General features: G+C 71.0%; 15 protein-coding genes. 3 read left to right on the top strand and 12 right to left on the bottom strand.

The window, feature by feature from the left end:
- From ACT2CW_RS47460 to ACT2CW_RS47430, 7 genes are read right to left on the bottom strand one after another with little or no spacing between them, the layout of a single operon-like run.
- Positions 1-1,494: an aldehyde dehydrogenase family protein gene (locus ACT2CW_RS47460; protein ID WP_445521086.1), complete on the bottom strand. Its 1,494-nt coding sequence runs from the start codon at positions 1,492-1,494 to the stop codon at positions 1-3.
- The gene (locus ACT2CW_RS47455; protein ID WP_086880790.1) at positions 1,491-2,372 is read right to left on the bottom strand and encodes an ATP-binding cassette domain-containing protein; all 882 of its coding nucleotides are present in this window, start codon (positions 2,370-2,372) and stop codon (positions 1,491-1,493) included. Before ACT2CW_RS47455 ends, ACT2CW_RS47460 begins: the two co-directional genes overlap by 4 nt.
- Complete coding sequence (locus ACT2CW_RS47450) at positions 2,365-3,417, bottom strand: ABC transporter ATP-binding protein (RefSeq protein ID WP_445521085.1); 1,053 nt, start codon at positions 3,415-3,417, stop codon at positions 2,365-2,367. The genes ACT2CW_RS47455 and ACT2CW_RS47450 overlap by 8 nt, the downstream gene beginning before the upstream one ends.
- The gene (locus ACT2CW_RS47445) at positions 3,414-4,292 is read right to left on the bottom strand and encodes an ABC transporter permease (protein WP_198549071.1); all 879 of its coding nucleotides are present in this window, start codon (positions 4,290-4,292) and stop codon (positions 3,414-3,416) included. The genes ACT2CW_RS47450 and ACT2CW_RS47445 overlap by 4 nt, the downstream gene beginning before the upstream one ends.
- Positions 4,289-5,239 carry an ABC transporter permease gene (locus ACT2CW_RS47440; protein ID WP_445521084.1) on the bottom strand — a complete coding sequence of 317 codons (951 nt, stop codon included), beginning with the start codon at positions 5,237-5,239 and terminating at the stop codon, positions 4,289-4,291. The genes ACT2CW_RS47445 and ACT2CW_RS47440 overlap by 4 nt, the downstream gene beginning before the upstream one ends.
- Positions 5,240-5,255: 16 nt before the next feature.
- Positions 5,256-6,782, bottom strand: coding sequence for an ABC transporter substrate-binding protein (locus ACT2CW_RS47435; RefSeq protein WP_445521083.1), 1,527 nt, complete (start codon positions 6,780-6,782; stop codon positions 5,256-5,258).
- Positions 6,783-6,787: 5 nt separating this feature from the next.
- Positions 6,788-7,861, bottom strand: a complete 1,074-nt coding sequence (locus ACT2CW_RS47430) for an isocitrate/isopropylmalate dehydrogenase family protein (protein WP_445521082.1) — start codon at positions 7,859-7,861, stop codon at positions 6,788-6,790.
- Between the two features lie 153 nt (positions 7,862-8,014).
- On the opposite strand from ACT2CW_RS47430, the gene ACT2CW_RS47425 reads away from it, so the two are divergent.
- Entirely contained in the window at positions 8,015-9,475 is a 1,461-nt protein-coding gene (locus tag ACT2CW_RS47425; protein WP_445521081.1) for an amidase, read from the top strand.
- Positions 9,472-10,239, top strand: coding sequence for a FadR/GntR family transcriptional regulator (locus tag ACT2CW_RS47420; RefSeq protein WP_445521080.1), 768 nt, complete (start codon positions 9,472-9,474; stop codon positions 10,237-10,239). Before ACT2CW_RS47425 ends, ACT2CW_RS47420 begins: the two co-directional genes overlap by 4 nt.
- A gap of 39 nt (positions 10,240-10,278) precedes the next feature.
- Here the strand turns inward: ACT2CW_RS47420 and ACT2CW_RS47415 are convergent, their stop codons facing one another.
- On the bottom strand, positions 10,279-10,998 hold the full coding sequence (locus ACT2CW_RS47415; RefSeq protein ID WP_445521079.1) for an SDR family NAD(P)-dependent oxidoreductase: 720 nt from the start codon (positions 10,996-10,998) through the stop codon (positions 10,279-10,281).
- Complete coding sequence (locus ACT2CW_RS47410; RefSeq protein ID WP_445521078.1) at positions 10,995-11,810, bottom strand: polysaccharide deacetylase family protein; 816 nt, start codon at positions 11,808-11,810, stop codon at positions 10,995-10,997. The genes ACT2CW_RS47415 and ACT2CW_RS47410 overlap by 4 nt, the downstream gene beginning before the upstream one ends.
- 125 nt (positions 11,811-11,935) lie before the next feature.
- On the opposite strand from ACT2CW_RS47410, the gene ACT2CW_RS47405 reads away from it, so the two are divergent.
- Positions 11,936-12,724 (top strand): FadR/GntR family transcriptional regulator, encoded by a 789-nt coding sequence (locus tag ACT2CW_RS47405; protein ID WP_164426098.1) that lies wholly within the window; start codon positions 11,936-11,938, stop codon positions 12,722-12,724.
- A 7-nt stretch (positions 12,725-12,731) separates the two neighbouring features.
- Here ACT2CW_RS47405 and ACT2CW_RS47400 read toward each other — a convergent pair whose 3' ends face one another.
- The 3 genes from ACT2CW_RS47400 to ACT2CW_RS47390 form a co-directional block, all read right to left on the bottom strand.
- Positions 12,732-14,162 (bottom strand): amidase, encoded by a 1,431-nt coding sequence (locus tag ACT2CW_RS47400; protein ID WP_445521077.1) that lies wholly within the window; start codon positions 14,160-14,162, stop codon positions 12,732-12,734.
- 62 nt (positions 14,163-14,224) lie between these two features.
- A complete protein-coding gene (locus ACT2CW_RS47395) occupies positions 14,225-14,995 on the bottom strand; it encodes an SDR family NAD(P)-dependent oxidoreductase (protein WP_445521076.1) in 771 nt (256 codons plus the stop codon).
- Positions 14,992-16,314, bottom strand: coding sequence for an MFS transporter (locus ACT2CW_RS47390; protein ID WP_445521075.1), 1,323 nt, complete (start codon positions 16,312-16,314; stop codon positions 14,992-14,994). The genes ACT2CW_RS47395 and ACT2CW_RS47390 overlap by 4 nt, the downstream gene beginning before the upstream one ends.
- Positions 16,315-16,411: the final 97 nt, after the last annotated feature.

Raw genomic sequence — 16,411 nt, 5'->3', positions numbered from 1 at the left:
TCACGGCTTCCGTGTCGTCGGGCGGATCACTGCCATACGGGTGACAGTGAGCTCTTCGATGGCGAACCTCGGGCCTTCCCGTCCGGCACCGGAGTCCTTCACGCCGCCATACGGCATGACGTCGGAACGGAAGCCGGGAACCTCGTTGACGACCACTCCGCCCACCTCCAGACGGTCGAGAGCGGTGAACGCCGTGTCCAGGGCGCTGGTGTAGACGCTCGCGTGCAGTCCGTAGCGCGAGTCGTTGACCAGGTCGAAGGCCGTCTCCAGATCGGGGACGGACCGTACCGCGACCACCGGGCCGAAGATCTCCTCCTCCCAGACGGGGAGGGCGCGGTCCACGTCGAGCAGCACGGTGGGCTCGAGCACCCCGTCGGCGACCCTGCCTCCGGCCACCAGCGACGCCCCGGCCTCCACCGCCTCTTCGAGCCACGCGCAGACCCGCTCGGTCGAGCGCTTGTCGATAAGTGCCGAGACCCTCGTCGCCGGATCGCGGGGATCGCCCACCGCCACCTGGGCCACTCGCTCCGTCAAACGGGCCACGAACTCCTTGCGCACGGCGTCCACCACGATGACCCGCTGCACGCTGATGCACGCCTGGCCCGACGCGTAGTACCCGCCGCGCACCACCGCGTCGGCGGCGGCGTCGAGGTCGGCGTCGGCGGCCACCACCAGGGCGGCGTTGGAGCCGAGTTCGAGCAGTACCTTGGTGGGTGCCGCGTCCCGGGCGATCCGGTGGCCCACGGCGGCCGAACCGGTGAAGGACACCGCCCCGATCCGGCGGTCGGTGGTCAGCGCGGCGCCCACTTCGGGCCCGCCGGTCACCAACTGCACCGCGGCCTGCGGCGCGCCACCCGCGCGCAGGGCCTCGCGCAGGAGGTGCACCAGCCACAGGGTGGCCAGCGGCGTCTGCGGGGCGGGCTTGGCGATGATCGGGCAACCGGCGGCCAGCGATGGCGCTATCTTGTGCGCGGCGAGTAGCAGTGGGTAGTTGAACCCCGCGATGCCCACCACCACGCCGATCGGCTTGCGGGTCCAGAAGCCGAGCAGTCCCTCGCCCGACGGCAGCAGGTCCAGCGGCACGGTTTCCCCGTGCAGCCGCGCCACTTCCTCGGCCGCCGTCAGCAGCGTCAGCAGGGTTCGGTCCACCTCGACACGGCAGTCGACCAGCGGTTTGCCGGTCTCCAGGACCAAGAGCCGCTCGAAGTCGGCACGCTGGGAGGCGACCGCTTCGTGCGTCGCGAGCAGTGCCGCTCTGCGGGTGTGCGAGGGGAGTCGCCCGACCCGTTCGCGGACCGCGACGGCCGCGTCCAGTGCGCGGCGTGCGAGGGCGGTGTCCCCGACCGGCGCCCGCGCGACGAGCGTCCCGTCGTAGGGGAAGCGGACGTCCTCGGCGGCGGGCGCCGCCACCCAGCGGTCGCCGATGGGAAGCCCCTCGGGAAACTGCCCCACCACGGGGCTTTCGCCGGTGTCGGGTTCGGCATGGGTCGTCACGGTCGGTACTCCTGGTTGAGGTCGGCCGCCGACACTCCGGACAGTGCCTTGCCCAGCGTCGGAACGGCGGCGATCAGCCTGCGTGTGTAGGCATGCTGTGGGTCCTCGTACACCTGCTCCGTGGACCCGGTCTCCACGATCTGCCCGGCGTGCATGACCGCGACCCGGTCGCACACATGGCGGACCACGGACAGGTCGTGGGAGACGAAGACCAGCGTGAGGGACAACTCGTCGACCAGGTCGGCGATGAGGTTGAGCACCTGGGCCCGTACGGACACGTCCAGGGCGCTCACCGGCTCGTCGGCCACGATGATCTTCGGGCGGGGGGCGAGGGCGCGCGCGATCGAGATGCGCTGCCGCTGGCCACCGGAGAACTGGTGCGGATACCGGTTCGCCGCGTCGGCTCGCAGGCCGACGGCCTCGAGCAACTCGGCCACCCGCTCCCGGCGGTCCCCATGCCCCTGTGCCACGAGTGGCTCGGCCACGATGTCACCCACGCGCATGCGCGGGTCCAGCGAACTCATCGGGTCCTGGAACACGAGCTGGAGCCGTTCGCGGACGAACTTCAGCTGTCTCTCCCGGAGCCCGGTGATGTCCCGGCCGTCAATCGCGACGCTGCCGCTGGTCGGGCGGTCGAGCCCGGCCAGGATCCGCAGCAGGGTCGACTTGCCGCACCCCGACTCGCCCACGATGCCGAACCGCTGCCCCTGGGGGACGGCGAAGCTGACGCCGCGCAGGGCGTGCACCGGCGGGCTGGAACGGCGCAGTGAGGTACGAGGCCGTTGGTAGACGCGCGTGACGTCGCGGACGCTGATGGCGTCCACGGGGCCGGTCCGCGGCCCGGGCGCGAGGGGGGCGCTGGTCGGCTGCTCAGCCACGGCCGGCCTCCTGGTTCATGGGGGTGCCGGTCCGGTGCGCGCCGCTCCCGGGCACCGGGTGGAAGCAGGCGTAGCCGGAGTCCGGCCCGGTCGGGACCCATTCCGGTCGGGTGGCGCATACGTCGGTCGCGTGCTCGCATCTGTTTCTGAACACGCATCCGGCGGGGAACCGGCCCGCCGGCGGAACGGACCCGCGGATCGTGGCCAACCGGCCGCGGTCGTCGACCACGGTCAGATCCGACGCGCCGATCAGACCCTGTGTGTAGCGGTGCCGGGGCCGGGTGAACACCTCCCGGACCGGGCCGGACTCGACCAGCCGCCCGCCGTACATGACCATGACCCGCTCGCAGACGGTGGCCACCACGGCCAGGTCGTGGGTGATGAAGAGCATGGCCGACCTGCGCTCCTGGACACCTCGCACGACCAGGTCGAGCACCCGCGCCTGCACCGTGACATCGAGCGCGGTGGTGGGCTCGTCGCAGACCAGGAGCGCGGGGTCGTTCGCGAGGGCGATGGCCAGCACCACCCGCTGCCGCTGGCCCCCGGAGAACTGGTGCGGATAGGCCCGTGCGGCGGCCTCCGGGTCGGGAAGCCCCACCTGGGCGAGGAGTTCCACGGCGGCGGTGTGGGCGGACGCGCGGTCGGGCCTGGTCCGGTGGATCAGCAGCACCTCGGCGATCTGCCGCCCGACCCGCATCGTGGGGTTCAGAGCGGTCATGGGCTCCTGGAAGACCATGGCGAGCTCCTTGCCCCGCACTCGGGACATCCGCGCCTCGTCGGCACCCACCAGGTCATGGCCGACTCCGGCGAGCCGTACCGAACCCGAGGCCCGCAGCCCCTCGGGAAGCAGGCCCATGACGCTCAGCGCGGTCAGCGACTTGCCCGACCCGGACTCACCGATCAGGCCGACCCGTTCGCCCGCCCGGATGGTGAAGCCGACGTCCTCGACGAGCTTGCGCCCGCCCACCGCGACGTCGAGGTTCCGCACGGTCAGCACGTCGTCATGGGCTGCGGGGGCCGGTCCCGTCTCAGGTACCGGGGTCATCGGCGGTCCTCCAGCTTGGGGTCGAAACGGTCACGCAGGCCGTCACCGAGCAGGTTGAATCCGAGCACCGCCACCGCGATCGCGACGCCCGGAAACACGGCGAGCCGAGGGGCGGACGACAGCATCTCCTGGCTCTCCTGGAGCATCCGGCCCCAGGACGGTGTGGGCGGCGGGGTTCCGAAGCCGAGGAACGACAGCGCGGCTTCGGCGAGTACGGCGATGGCGAAACCGACCGACGCCTGCACGATGACGAGACTGCTGACATTGGGCAGGACGTGCCGCAGGCCGATCGCGAAGGGCCCGCGGCCCGCCGCGCGCGCGGCGATGACGTATTCGGTCTGCATCACCTGGAGCGTGCCGCCGCGGATCAGTCGGGCGAAATTGGGGATGGACGCGATGCCGATGGCGACCATCGCGACCAGCGTGCTGGCGCCGTACACGGCGGCGAACATGATGGCCAGCAGGAGCGCCGGGAAGGCGAGCAGCATGTCGTTGCCGCGCATCAGCAGCTCGCCGAACCAGCGGGGCGCCATTCCGGCGACGATGCCGAGGGGCACTCCGACCAGGGCGGCCACCCCTACCGCCACGAAGCCGACGAAAAGCGTGGTGCGTGAGCCCATCAGGATCTGGCTGAACACGTCGCGGCCGAATTTGTCCGTGCCGAACCAGTACTCCGCCGAAGGCTCTTGCAGCCGCGCCGAGGGGTTCACCAGGGTCGGGTCGTGCGGGGTCCATACGAAGGACAGCAGCGCCATGCCGAGCACGAGCGCGACGATGAGACCGCCCACCAGGAGGCTGCCCGTGATCGCGCGGCGCCGCCGCCGGCCGTCGGGCACCGCGGACGCGACGGCGGCTTCCGTGTCCAGAGCACTCATGACGCACCCACCCTGAGCCGCGGGTCGATCACCAAGTAGATGAGATCCACCAGGAAGTTCACAAGCAGCACCGCCATTGCGATGATCATGACCACGTCCTGCACCAGGATGAGGTCCCGGTTGGAGACGCTGTCCAGCAGCAGGCTCCCGAGCCCGGGGATGACGAAGACCCTCTCGATGACGACGGCGCCCACCAGCAGTGTGGCGAGGTGCAACCCCAGGACGGTGACCACGGGCACCGCCGCGTTCCGCAGGCCGTGCCGCAGCAGCGCCTGCGTCGGGCGCAGTCCCTTGGCACGAGCGGTGCGCAGGTAGTCCTCCCGGAGGACGTCGAGCACGGCGCTGCGGACATAGCGGGTGAGCATTGCTCCCTGCACCAATCCGAGGGACAGCGCGGGCAGCACGAGTTGCTTGAGGAACTGGACCGGATCCTGCGCCGGGGGCGTCCAGCCGTTCGCCGGCAGCCACCCGAGCCCCACCGCGAACACGGTGATCAGGAGGATGCCCGCGAGGAATGCCGGGACGGCCACCCCGACCTGGGACAGGGCCGAGAGGATGAGCCCGGACGGCCTGCGGTGCCGCACGGCCATGAGCGTGCCCATGGGGATCGCCAGGATGCAGGCGAGCACCATCCCGGCGCCGACGAGCCACAGGGTGACCTGGAGGCGGTCGGCGATCTGCGGGCCGATCTGCGCGTGTGAGACGTACGAGGTCCCCGGGTCGAAGGTCACCAGTCCGCGTACCCAGCTCAGGTACTGGGTCACGAGCGGCCGGTCGAGCCCGAACTGCTCGCGCAACTGCGCCACGGCCGAATCCGACGCGCTGGTGCCGAGGGCGACGCGGGCCGGATCCCCTGGCAATATCGCCATGAACGCGAACACCAGGACGGAGCTCACGACGAGGCTGGCCAGGAGGATCGCGATCCGCTGCACTAGACGGACGATCATTGATTCAGGCCGCCTTTCACGACCGGCCCAGGCCGGTGAGGTCCAGCGACTCGGAGACGGCGTTCACCGGCAGGCCGGTGATGCCCTTGTTCGCCACCATCAGGTTCGGCTGAAGGAACAGCCAGTCGGCCGCGGCGTCCTTGGACAGAAGCCGGGCAGCCTCCCGCATGTAGGTGATCTGCTCCTTCTGGGTGCCCTGGTCCGCCTTCTGTAGCAACGCGCGGAATTCAGGGTTGTCGTAGCGGGTGTAGAAGTTTTTGTCCCCGAACACCGTCTGCATGTCGCGGGGCTCCACATGGGAGATGATGGACATGTCGTAGTCGGCGTTCTTGAACACGGTGGACAGCCAGGCGGCGGGGAACTCCAGCTGATCGAACTTGACCTTGAACCCGGCCTGTTCGAGCTGGCTCTTGACCACGGTGCCGCACGCGGTGGCATAGGGCAGCGTCGGAACCCGCAGCCGCAGCGTCTGGCCGGCCACGCCGGACTCCTTGAGGAGCTTCTTGGCCTTGCCGCGGTTGTACGGATAGTCGTTGTTGAGGTTCTGGTACCACGGGTCGGTCGGAGGGACCATGCTGCCGATGAGCTTGCCGCGGCCTCCCCAACAGGTCTCCAGCAGGGATTTGCGGTCGATCGCGTAGCGGACCGCCTGGCGGGCCTTGAGATTCTTCAGCGGACCCGAGCCGTTGTTGAGGGAGAGGAGCACCTCACCGTTGGTCGTGCCCTCGATGACCTTGTACTGCGGGTCGTTCTGGAACTGGTCCAGCGATTCCGGGGTCTGCATCGTGCCGATCACATTGATGGCACGCGAGCGCAGCGCGTTGTTCATGGCCGTCGGGTCCTTGAAGTACTTCAGGGTGACCGACGCGAAGTGCGGTGTGCGCCCCCAGTAGTCATCACGGCGGGCCAGCGTGATCGAGTCGCCGCGGTTCCACTCCTTCACCTCGTACGGGCCGGTGCCCACCGGATCGGTGGCCAGCTTGTCCACGCCGGTCCGGCTGAACATCGCGCCGACGCGGGTGGTCATCCGGTACAGCCAGTCGTTGCTCGGCTTTTTCAGGGTGACCTTGAGTTCCGTGGGCGAGACCGCCCGCACCGTGTCGACGACGCTCATCTGGCCCTTCTGCGCTATCGTCCACGCCGTTTTGACGCGTTCGATGGAGAACTTGGCGTCCTCGGCCGTGAACGGTCGCCCGTTGCTGAACTTGGCGTCCTTCACCAACTGGAACGTGTACGTCTTGCGGTCCTTGGACAGGCTCCACGAGGTGGCCAGTTGGGGCTGTATCTTCCCGGACTGGTCCAGCTTCACCAGGTTCTCGTAGACGTTGTAGAGCAGCGCCTGCGGAATGGCGGCACCGGCGGTCTTGGTCATGTCGAGGTTGGCCGGTTCGGCGTTGAGGCCGATCTTCAGGTCGCTCTTGTCGGAGCTGCCGCTGCTGTCCCCGTCCGTCGTGGACCCTGCCGAGCAGCCTGCCACCAGCAGGCATGCGAGCGTGGCTGCGACCGTCCCGGTGTGCCGCGTGAGCTGCGCGTTCTGTTTCATATGTGCTAACCCTGGCTTTCGATTGTGTGGAGGACGGCGGATGCCACATCCGCTGTAGTGGCGTTGCCACCGAGATCGGCCGTGTGGTGCCTGGTATCTCGCAAGGTGCCCGCCACCGCGTCGCGGATACGGCGCGCCGCGCCATCATGCCCGAGGTCGTCGAGCAGCAGCGCACCGGAGAGCATGCACGCCACCGGATTCGCCACGCCCTTTCCGGCGATGTCGGGTGCGGAGCCGTGGACGGGTTCGTAGATGCCCGGCACATCCGCGCCCGGCAGGACGTTGGCACTGGGCGCCATGCCCATACCACCGGCGAGCACCGCGGCGAGGTCGGACAGGATGTCGCCGAACAGGTTGCTCGCGAGCAGTACGTCGAGGGAGCGCGGAGCCTGGATCATACGGGCGGCCATCGCATCGACCAGCACCGTTTCCAGCTGGACCCGCGGGTACTGCTCGCCGACCTCGCGCACCACCCGGTCCCACAGCGGATAGCCGTACCGCATCGCGTTGGACTTGGTCACCAGGCACAGGCGCCCCGAGCGCCGGCCGGCCAGGGCGAAGGCATGGTGTGCCGCCCGCTCGATGGCGCGACGGGAGTGCACGGCGACCTCGATGCCCAGATCGTGTCCGCTGCCGGCGTGCGCCACCCCGCCGGCACCGACGTACTCGCCCTCGGTGTTCTCGCGAACGATCACCAGATCCACGCCGTCGGTGTCGCGCACCTTGGTGGGCACACCGGGGAACGCACGCACCGGGCGGAGGTTCACGGCGAGGTCGAGTTGCTGCCGCAGGCCGATGATCAGGCCCCAGACCAGCTCGTGCTCCGGCACATCCGGACGTCCGACGGCGCCGAACAACACGGCGTCCGCCTTCTTGACCTGGTCGGCCGCGTCGATCGGCATGGCCGCGCCCTGCCGGAGGAACCGCTCACCTCCCCAGTCGAACGAGGTCACGTCGAGCCGGTGTCCGTCGGCCTCCAGTGCCGCCCGGAGCGTGGGCACGGTCGCCGCGACGACCTCCGGGCCGATTCCGTCTCCTGGAATGACCGCGAGCCGCACGACTTTGGTGTCCCGCGTCATGGACGCCACCTTCCGTTATCACTGGCCTGACCAGTAAGCTCACTTGGCAGGTACCGTGGCGATTGAAGCTGTACTTGTCAAGGGTCCGAACGCCCTCAGGCATCGCGAGGGTGGCACCGACCGGCGGTAGCCGGGGGAGTAAGGAGTGTGCGAGTGCTCACGAAACAGGGCCTGGCCGCCATGTCGGCCGTCGAGATGGCCGCCGGATTCGCCGACCGCACGTTGTCGCCGGTCGAGGTCCACGATGCCGTCCAGTCGGTGATCGAGGCGCGCGAGAGTGTGCTCAACGCGTTCTGGGTGCGGGATCCGGACGAGTCCCGCAAGGCGGCCCTGGCCAGCGAGGCCCGGTGGGCGGCGGGGGAACCGCTCGGGCCCATCGACGGCGTGCCCGTGACGCTCAAGGAGAACGTCGCGCGTCGGGGCGTCCCGATGCCCTCGGGCAACGCGGGGACCGAACCGGTCGTCCCCGAGGCGGACGCGCCCATCACCGCGCGCGTCCTCGAATCCGGCGGGGTGGTACTCGGATCGACCGTGATGCCGGACTGGGGCATGCTCTCCTCGGGCGTCTCCAGCCGGCACGGCATCTCGCGCAGCCCCTGGAACCCCGACTGGACGACGGGCGGTTCCAGCTCCGGCGCGGGGACCGCGGCCGCCGGGGGATACGGCCCGCTGCACGTCGGCACCGACATCGGGGGGTCGATCCGGCTGCCGGGCACCTGGCTGGGCCTCGCCACGCTCAAGCCCAGCTACGGGAGGATCCCGCTGGACACCCCGTACCTGGGGCGTGCCGCAGGACCCATGACCCGCACGGTGGCGGACGCGGCCCTGTTCATGGGGGTCCTGAGCCAACCCGATCCCCGGGACTGGACGAGCCTGCCGCCGGAGGACATCGACTGGTCGGCACTGGACGGCGAGGTGCGCGGACTGCGGGTGGGAGTGCACTTGGACGCCGGCTGCGGGGAGCCGTGCGACGCCGAGATCCTCGACGCGGTGAACCGTGCCGCCGCGGTCTTCGAGGCGGCGGGAGCCGTCGTGGAGCCGGTGGGGGCGTTTATGACCCAGGAGCTCCTGGACGACCTGGATCTGTTCTGGCGGGTGCGGTCCTGGAACGACTTCCGCGCCCTGGAGCCAGAGGCCGGACTGCGCGTCCACCCCCACATCATCCGGTGGTGTCAGGGGGGCGCCGATGTGCCGGGCGCGAGGGTCCTCCAGTGCTACCAGCAGATCATGGGCATCCAGGCGCGGACGGTGGCGGCGACGCTCCCGTACGATCTGGTGCTCTCGCCGGTGGCGCCGGTGGCGGCCTTTCCCGCCGAGCAGCCGATGCCCTTCGCGGGGGACGAGAAGACCATGGCCCACATCGGCTTCACCGCGCCGTACAACATGTCGGGCCAGCCCGCCGCGACCGTCAACTGCGGCTTTACGGCGGACCGTAGGCCCATCGGGGTGCAGATCGCGGGCCGCCGTTTCGACGATCTCGGCGTCCTGAGGGCGGCGGCGTGGTACGAACGGAACCGGCCTGCCGAGGCGGTCCCGCGCTGGCCGGACGACGCCGATGGGGCGCTCACGGGGGAGCAGACGACATGGACCACGCCCGAAGGGGAGAAGCCTTGAGCGACGGGGCACAGTTCCGGCAGGTCTCTCCGGTACGGCTCTACCAGCGCATCGTCGAGCAGATCGAGCAGGCGATCGTGCGCGGTGACCTCAAGCCGGGGCAACGGCTACCGAGCGAACGGGAGTTGGTGACGCAGTTCGGGGCCAGCCGTCCCACCGTGCGCGAGGCGCTGCGGGTGCTGGAGAGCGACGGCCTCGTCCGCTCGCGCCCGGGCGACCCGAACGGCCCGGAGATCCTGCCCTTCTCATCGGCCGGCCTGACCAAGCAGATGACCCGGCTGGTCCAGTTCGACAACGTGTCGATGGCCGAGCTGATCTCGTTCCGCATGATCCTCGACGGGTCGGCGAGCTCGCTGGCGGCCCGGCTGCGGTCCGAGGAGGAACTGTCCGCCATGGAACGGACGATCGCCGTCATGTCGGAGGCGATCGAGAAAGGGTACGAAGAGTTCAGCAAGGCCGACGTCGCGTTCCACGAGGCGGTGGCCGTGGCCGGCCGCAACTCCCTCATCGAGGTCTGCAACCAGGTGGTCAGGGGCGCGGTCCTCGGGCTGATCTCGGACAAGGTCGCCCATGCGCACAACAGCGCGGCGCTGATGCGGGAGTCGCTCCGCCACCATCAGGAGGTGCTCGAGGCGATCCGGGCGGGGGACGGCCAGGCGGCGGCACGCATCTCACGGCGCAAGCTCTACGAGTACTACGCCGGTTACGTCCCCGAGAACGAGCGGGGGCTGCTGCTCGCGCTCGTGGAGGACGAGGAGAGCTGACCCCCCGCCGCCGCCCGCCCGGCCAGGGAGCCGCTTCCCTCAGTGCAGCGATCGGCCGCCGTCGACGGCGAGGGTGGCTCCGGTGAGGTAGCCGTTGGTCCCCGCCAGCACCACCGCCTCGGCGATCTCCTCGGCCGTGCCCGCTCTGCCGATCAGGTAGCCGCGCCACTCGTCGACGCGTCCGCGCTCGCTCGGTGAACGCCGCTCCTGAGCCGCCCTGGCCAGGGGGGTGTCGACCAGACCTGGGCACACGCAGTTCACCCGGATGCCCCGGGGAGCGAGGTCCAGGGCCATCGAGCGGCTCAGTCCCACGGCCGCGGACTTCGACGCGACATAGGCGGCCATCTCGGGGATCGGCCGCACCCCGGCGGCCGACGAGACGACCACGATCGCCCCGCCTTCGCCCATGAGCGGCAGCAGCGCCCGGCTGACCGTCCACACTCCCGTCACGTTCACGGCGAAGGCCCGGTGCCAGTCCTCCTCCGCCGTTCCGGACGCGGTGTCCACGCTTCCGACGGCGACCGCACCCGCGCAGTGCACCAGCAGGTCAAGGCGGCCGTGGGCGTGGGCGACCCGTTCGGCGAGCGCGTGGACGGACGCGCCGTCGGTGACGTCCACCGGCTCTTGCCCCGCGGCCGGGGCCCGGTCCGCCACCACCACGGCGGTGCCTCTCGCCCGCAGCCGCGCGACCACGGCGGCACCGATCCCGCTGGCGCCCCCGGTGACCACCGCGACGCCCGGGGCGACCCCGGCGCTCATGCGGCGTCCCGCTCGGCGAGGAGCCCGGGGCGAACGCGCTCGGCGTAGTCGGCGCAGGACAGGAACTCCGCGCGCCCGGAGGCCAGCACATGCCGGACCGTCTGCTCCAGGACCCACATCCGGGACGGCCGTCCGATGATCTGTGGGTGCATGGCGAGCATGAAGTGCGTCCCCGGCTCCTCGGCCAGGCCGTCGAACTCCCGGGTCCAGGTCTCCAGCACCGCCGAGGGCGCCGACATCACCCGCCCCGCCACGCGGTTGGTGTACATGAACACCGGGGTGTCGACGAGGGCCCAGGCGAACGGGAGCTCGACGATGCCGGTCGTGCGGTCGCGCGTGTCCAGCAGATGGGCCGAGTCGGAGTCGAAGAGGTTGGAGGAGAACCGCATGCCGTGCTCCTCCATCAGCTTCACCGAGTACGGGGTCAGCTCCGCGGCGGGTGAGCGCCAGCCCTGGGGCGCGCGGCCCGTCGCCCGCGTGATGGCGTCCGCGGCGAGCTGGAACTCCTCGGCCTCCTGCTCCTCGCCGAGCGTCTCCGACCAGGCGTGGGTGTGGCTGTGGTGCTCGATGGTCAGCCCGGCCTCCAGGATCGCCTCGATCTGGGCGGGGTAGCGCTCCACGACCTGGCCGGGGACGAAGAAGGTGGCCGTGATGTCGTAGCGGCGCAGCAGAGCGAGGATCCGGGGCAGCCCCACCTTCGGGCCGTAGTGTCCCTGGGACACCCAGACCGGCTTGTCCGCTCCGGCCGGGTCGCGGGCCGTCCAGAGGAGTTCGGCGTCCATGTCGAAGGTCAGCAGAACGGGCGTGGTCATCGATGTGCTCCTGGCTGGATCCGTACGGGACGTCCGTCCCTGGCGAAGGTGTGGTCTGAACAGCTGCTAGGTTGAGTATGTGGCCGTGTGGGGCGCGGCCCGGGGGACGACGGGACTGGGGAGCGATGTTCACGCCGGTAGACAAGAAGCGGGCCTTCGAGGCGGTCGTCCAGCAGATCGAGTCGGCGATCTACGCCGGGGAGTACGCCCCCGGTGACTTCCTGCCGCCCGAGCGGACGCTGGTCGAGGACTTCGGGGTGGGCCGGTCCACGGTCCGCGAGGCGCTGCGGATCCTGGAGAGCATGGGCCTGGTGCGGACCAGTCCGGGCAGCCGCAGCGGGCCCGAGGTCTGCGGTTCGGTGACCCCGGGCCTGACCCGGATGCTGCGGGGCGCGGTGCGGATGGAGGAGATTCCGGTGGTGGACCTCGTCCAGTACCGGATCATCGCCGGAGCCGCCGCCAACCGGCTCGCGGCGCACCTGCGGACGGATGAGCACCTCGCGCGGATGGAGGCGGCGATCGAGGCGATGGAGGCCGCCACCGATGCCGCCACCTTCGCCGCGGCGGACGACGGCTTCCACGTGGTCGTCCGGGAGGCGGCGGGGAACCGTGTGCTCGGCATGGTGGGCGGCGTGATCCAGGACGCCACTCTCGATCTGGTGGCCGGGGCCGTCGGCCCGGCGGCCGGTGCGTCGCGGATGCGGCGGGAGTTCATCGCGGACCACCGCCGTATCCTCGCCGCGATCGCGGGGCGCGACGGCGACACCGCGGCCCGGCTGGCCAGCCAGACCCTGTACGACGCCTACTCCGGCGCCCTCGACGAGGAGCAGCGGCACCGGCTCGCGGTGCTGCTCGAGCCGGATGTACGGGACTCGCGTGACCAGCCGGATGTACGGAACTCGCGCGACCACTGAGCCCACCTCACCCGGCCGTGGCCGAACGCGCCGGCCACGGCGCGGGGTGAGGCGGGAAGACATGGCTCTGCACCGCCTCGGCCACGTCCAGCAGCCGGTCCTCGGCCCCCGGGCGACCCAGCACCTGTAGCCCCACCGGCATCCCCGCGACCGTTCCGCACGGCACCGTGATCGCCGGGTAGCCGGTGTAGTTGGCCAGGAAGGTGTACGCGACCAGCTCGCGGCGGGCGACCTCGGGCAGCGCGTCGGCCGGACCGCCCGCGCCCTCCGGCGCGATCACCCCCGTGGTGGGCGTCACCAGGAAGTCGACGCCGTCGAGCAGCGTGTCGAGGTGGTCAGCGGCGGCGTCCGCGCGGCCCAGCGATTCCGAGTACCGCGCGCCGCTGACCTCGGCCGCCCGCTCGAAGTGGTGGCGTGCGTAGCCGGAGAGGAGCAGGCGCGAGGCCGCGTCGGCCATCATCCGGGCCCCTCCGGTGGCCAGCCGGTCGGCCATCATGGCGTCGTAGAAGGGCTCGGCGAACCGGGGGGTGTCCAGGCCGAGTCGGCTGTCGTCCACCTCGACGCCGTCGAGGAGGGCGAGCCGTCCCACCGCGGAGCGGACCGCCTCGACCACCTCGGGTGCGGCGTCGCGGCCACTGTCGGCGACCCAGCGCAGACGCCACCCGGTGTGCGCGGACCGGAGCGCGGCGTCGCGGTCGACGAAGGTGCGCGTGCTCCGCTCGGCGTCCCACGGCCCGCGCATGGCCTGCCACATCGCACGGGCGTCCGCGGCCCGCAACGCCAGGGGGCCGGGGACGGAGAACCGGCGGGTGCCGATGAACCCGCCACCGGCCGGCGTGGCCCCACGCGACGGCTTGAGCCCGACCACACCGCACAGGGCCGCCGGAACGCGCACCGATCCTCCCCCGTCACTGCCCAGGGCGACCGGGGTCAGACCGGCGGCGACGGAGGCCGCGGCGCCCCCGCTGGACCCGCCGCAGATGCGGGCCGGGTCCCACGGGTTGAGCGTCTCCGGCTGGAGCTCGTTGACCGTGCGGATGTAGATCGCGAATTCGGAGGTGTTGGTCTTGCCGACGAGGATTCCCCCCGCGCGCCGGATGCGGGCGACCACGGGAGCGTCCCGGTCCGGCACGTGCTCGGCGAACACCGCGGAACCGAACGTCGTACGGACCTGGCCGGTCGGATAGGTGTCCTTGACCGAGAAGGGGATCCCGCGCATCGGCCCCGGGGGATCCGGTGCCGCGTCGGCCGCCTCGGCATCGGCGAGCGCCCGCTCGGGGCAGACCGTGAGGAAGGCACGCAGTCCGGGATCGCGGTCGCGGATCCGGTCCAGGCTCTCGCGGGTGGCCGTCACGGCGGACCGGGCCCGCTCCGTCCGCCGTACGTCCCGCTGTGCGTTCTGCTGTGTGTCCTGGTGTACGTCAGGGGCGCTCGCCAAGGTGTTCACTCCGATCGTGGTTCGGGAATGACCGGTCGTGGTTCGGGAATGACCGGGGGCGGTCATGACCAGCCGCCGAAGATCGACCAGCCGCCGTCGACGGCGAGGGTCTGACCCGTGACGTAGGACGCCTCTGCCGAGAGCAGGAAGCGCACCACGGAGGCGACCTCGCCGGGCGACCCGAGGCGGCCCAGCGGAGTACGCCCGAGGACGCCCCGCTCGTCGAGCAGACCGCGGGCGAAGTTGCGCTCGACCAGCGGTGTGCGGATCGTGCCGGGGGCGACCGCGTTCACCCGGATCCCGGCGGCGGCCCACTCGGCGGCAAGCTGGCGGACGAGTCCCTCGAGACCCGCCTTCACCGCGCCGTACCCCGTCCGGCCGTCCAGCGCCCGGCCCGCGGCCAGGCTCGACATCGCCACCACCGCGCCCCCGCGGACGGCCAGCAGCGGGTGGGCGGCGCGCAGCAGCCGGGCGGCGGCTTCCACGTGCACCGCCCACAGCTCATGCCAGCCCGCGTCGTCGATGTCGAGGAACGGGCGGGTCATGCCGGTCCCCGCGTTGCTGACCACCCCGTCGAGGCGTCCGAAGGCCGACTCCGCGGCCTCGACGAGCGCCCGGGCGGTCGCCGGGTCGGCGACATCGCCCGCCACCGCGACGCAGCCACGGCCCTCGGCCCGCACCTCCGACTCGGCCCGCGCCAGGTCGCCGTCCGCGTCGCGGCCGTGCACGACCACGTCCCAGCCGGTGCGGGCGAGCGCGAGGGCGCACGCCCGCCCGATCCCCGACGACGAGCCGGTCACCACTACGGCGGGCCTTCCCGTCCCGGCGCTCATCGGTCCCGCAGCGGTTCGAAGGCCGTCTCGCGCATCCGCAGATAGACGATCAGTGTCGGGATCGCGGCGGCCATCGCCCAGAACGCCGGCGCGAGCGGGGTGCCGAGCCATGCGATCAGACCGGTCGCGATGAAGGGCGCGGTCCCGCCGAAGATCGCCGAGCTCAGGTTGTACGGCAGGGCCATGCCGGAGTAGCGCAGCCGGGTCGGAAACAACTCGGTCAGGCCCGCCGTGCCCGGACCCGAGTAGCACGCCATGATGAGCATCGCCGGGAGTTGGGCGACCAGCGCGGCCCAGAACGAGCCGTGGGACATCAAGAGGTAGATGGGGATCGCCGATACGAGGAACACGGCGGCGTGGGCGATCAGGATCGGCCGCCTGCCCACCCTGTCCGACACCCGTCCCATGACCAGTGTCAGCACCGCGTAGGCGATCATCCCGAGGACATTGGCCAGATAGGCGTCGCCGAGGCTCAGACCGGCCTCGTTGTGCAGGAACGTCGGGGTGTAGGTCAGGAACGTGTAGAAGCCGATGTTCGGCAGCGCGGTGTAGAAGAACGCGGTGAACATCGCGCCGCGCTGCGTTCGCACCGCCTCGGTGGCCGGTCGCTCGGCCACCTCACCGGCTTCCCGCAGGGCCTGGAAGTGTGGCGTGTCCGCCATTCGGAACCGGATGTAGAAGCCGATCGCGCCCAGTGGAAGCGACAGCAGGAACGGGATGCGCCAGCCGCCGTTCTCCAGTGCGTCGGCCGAGCCGAGGTTGGTGATCGCCGTGACGACCAGGACCCCGGCCAGTGTCCCGGTGATGACACTGAACTGCTGCCAGCTCGACACCCGGCCGCGTCGGCCGACCGGGGCGTTCTCGGTCATCACCGTGGCCGAGCCTGTGAACTCCCCACCGGCCGAGAAACCCTGGAGCAGACGCAGCAGCACCAGGAGCGACGGTGCCGCGATCCCGGCGGCCGCGTACGTGGGCAGCAGCCCCATGCCGAGAGTGCTCGCCGACACCAGGATCAGGGCCCACGCCAGTGCGGTACGCCGGCCGCGCCGGTCGCCGAGCTGCCCGAAGAACAGCCCGCCCAGCGGCCGGACCACGAAGCCGACGCCGAACACCGCGAACGTCGACAGCGTCGAGGCCACGGTGGACTCGCTCGGAAAGAACAGTGACGAGATCACCGGGCTGAGCGCGGCGTAGACGCCGTAGTCGTACCACTCGATGAAGTTGCCGATGCCACCGGCGACGACCGCACGGCGCGAGCTGTGGCCGGACGGCACGGTATCGGTATGCGCCACGTTCGGGGGTCTGGCGGTCGCGGGCATGGGAGCCTCCCTGTGACGTGGTTTATGCGACCTAGCTACTGGTCGGACCAGTAGCAAAGTAGGTCACCGAGCCAGGTGTGTCCAGGGCCGCGGCTCC

This window comes from Streptomyces sp. NEAU-174 (assembly GCF_052665095.1).
Note: the sequence above shows the minus strand (reverse complement) of the source record. Positions and strands in the feature narration are given on the sequence as shown.

What these genes read in the sequence shown, in the direction of transcription:
- ACT2CW_RS47450 (WP_445521085.1), bottom strand. Translation starts at nt 3,417, where the DNA reads ATGACCCCGGTACCTGAGACGGGACCGGCCCCCGCAGCCCATGACGAC.
- ACT2CW_RS47445 (WP_198549071.1), bottom strand. Translation starts at nt 4,292, where the DNA reads ATGAGTGCTCTGGACACGGAAGCCGCCGTCGCGTCCGCGGTGCCCGAC.
- ACT2CW_RS47440 (WP_445521084.1), bottom strand. Translation starts at nt 5,239, where the DNA reads ATGATCGTCCGTCTAGTGCAGCGGATCGCGATCCTCCTGGCCAGCCTC.
- ACT2CW_RS47435 (WP_445521083.1), bottom strand. Translation starts at nt 6,782, where the DNA reads ATGAAACAGAACGCGCAGCTCACGCGGCACACCGGGACGGTCGCAGCC.
- ACT2CW_RS47430 (WP_445521082.1), bottom strand. Translation starts at nt 7,861, where the DNA reads ATGACGCGGGACACCAAAGTCGTGCGGCTCGCGGTCATTCCAGGAGAC.
- ACT2CW_RS47415 (WP_445521079.1), bottom strand. Translation starts at nt 10,998, where the DNA reads ATGAGCGCCGGGGTCGCCCCGGGCGTCGCGGTGGTCACCGGGGGCGCC.
- ACT2CW_RS47410 (WP_445521078.1), bottom strand. Translation starts at nt 11,810, where the DNA reads ATGACCACGCCCGTTCTGCTGACCTTCGACATGGACGCCGAACTCCTC.
- ACT2CW_RS47405 (WP_164426098.1), top strand. Translation starts at nt 11,936, where the DNA reads ATGTTCACGCCGGTAGACAAGAAGCGGGCCTTCGAGGCGGTCGTCCAG.
- ACT2CW_RS47395 (WP_445521076.1), bottom strand. Translation starts at nt 14,995, where the DNA reads ATGAGCGCCGGGACGGGAAGGCCCGCCGTAGTGGTGACCGGCTCGTCG.
- ACT2CW_RS47390 (WP_445521075.1), bottom strand. Translation starts at nt 16,314, where the DNA reads ATGCCCGCGACCGCCAGACCCCCGAACGTGGCGCATACCGATACCGTG.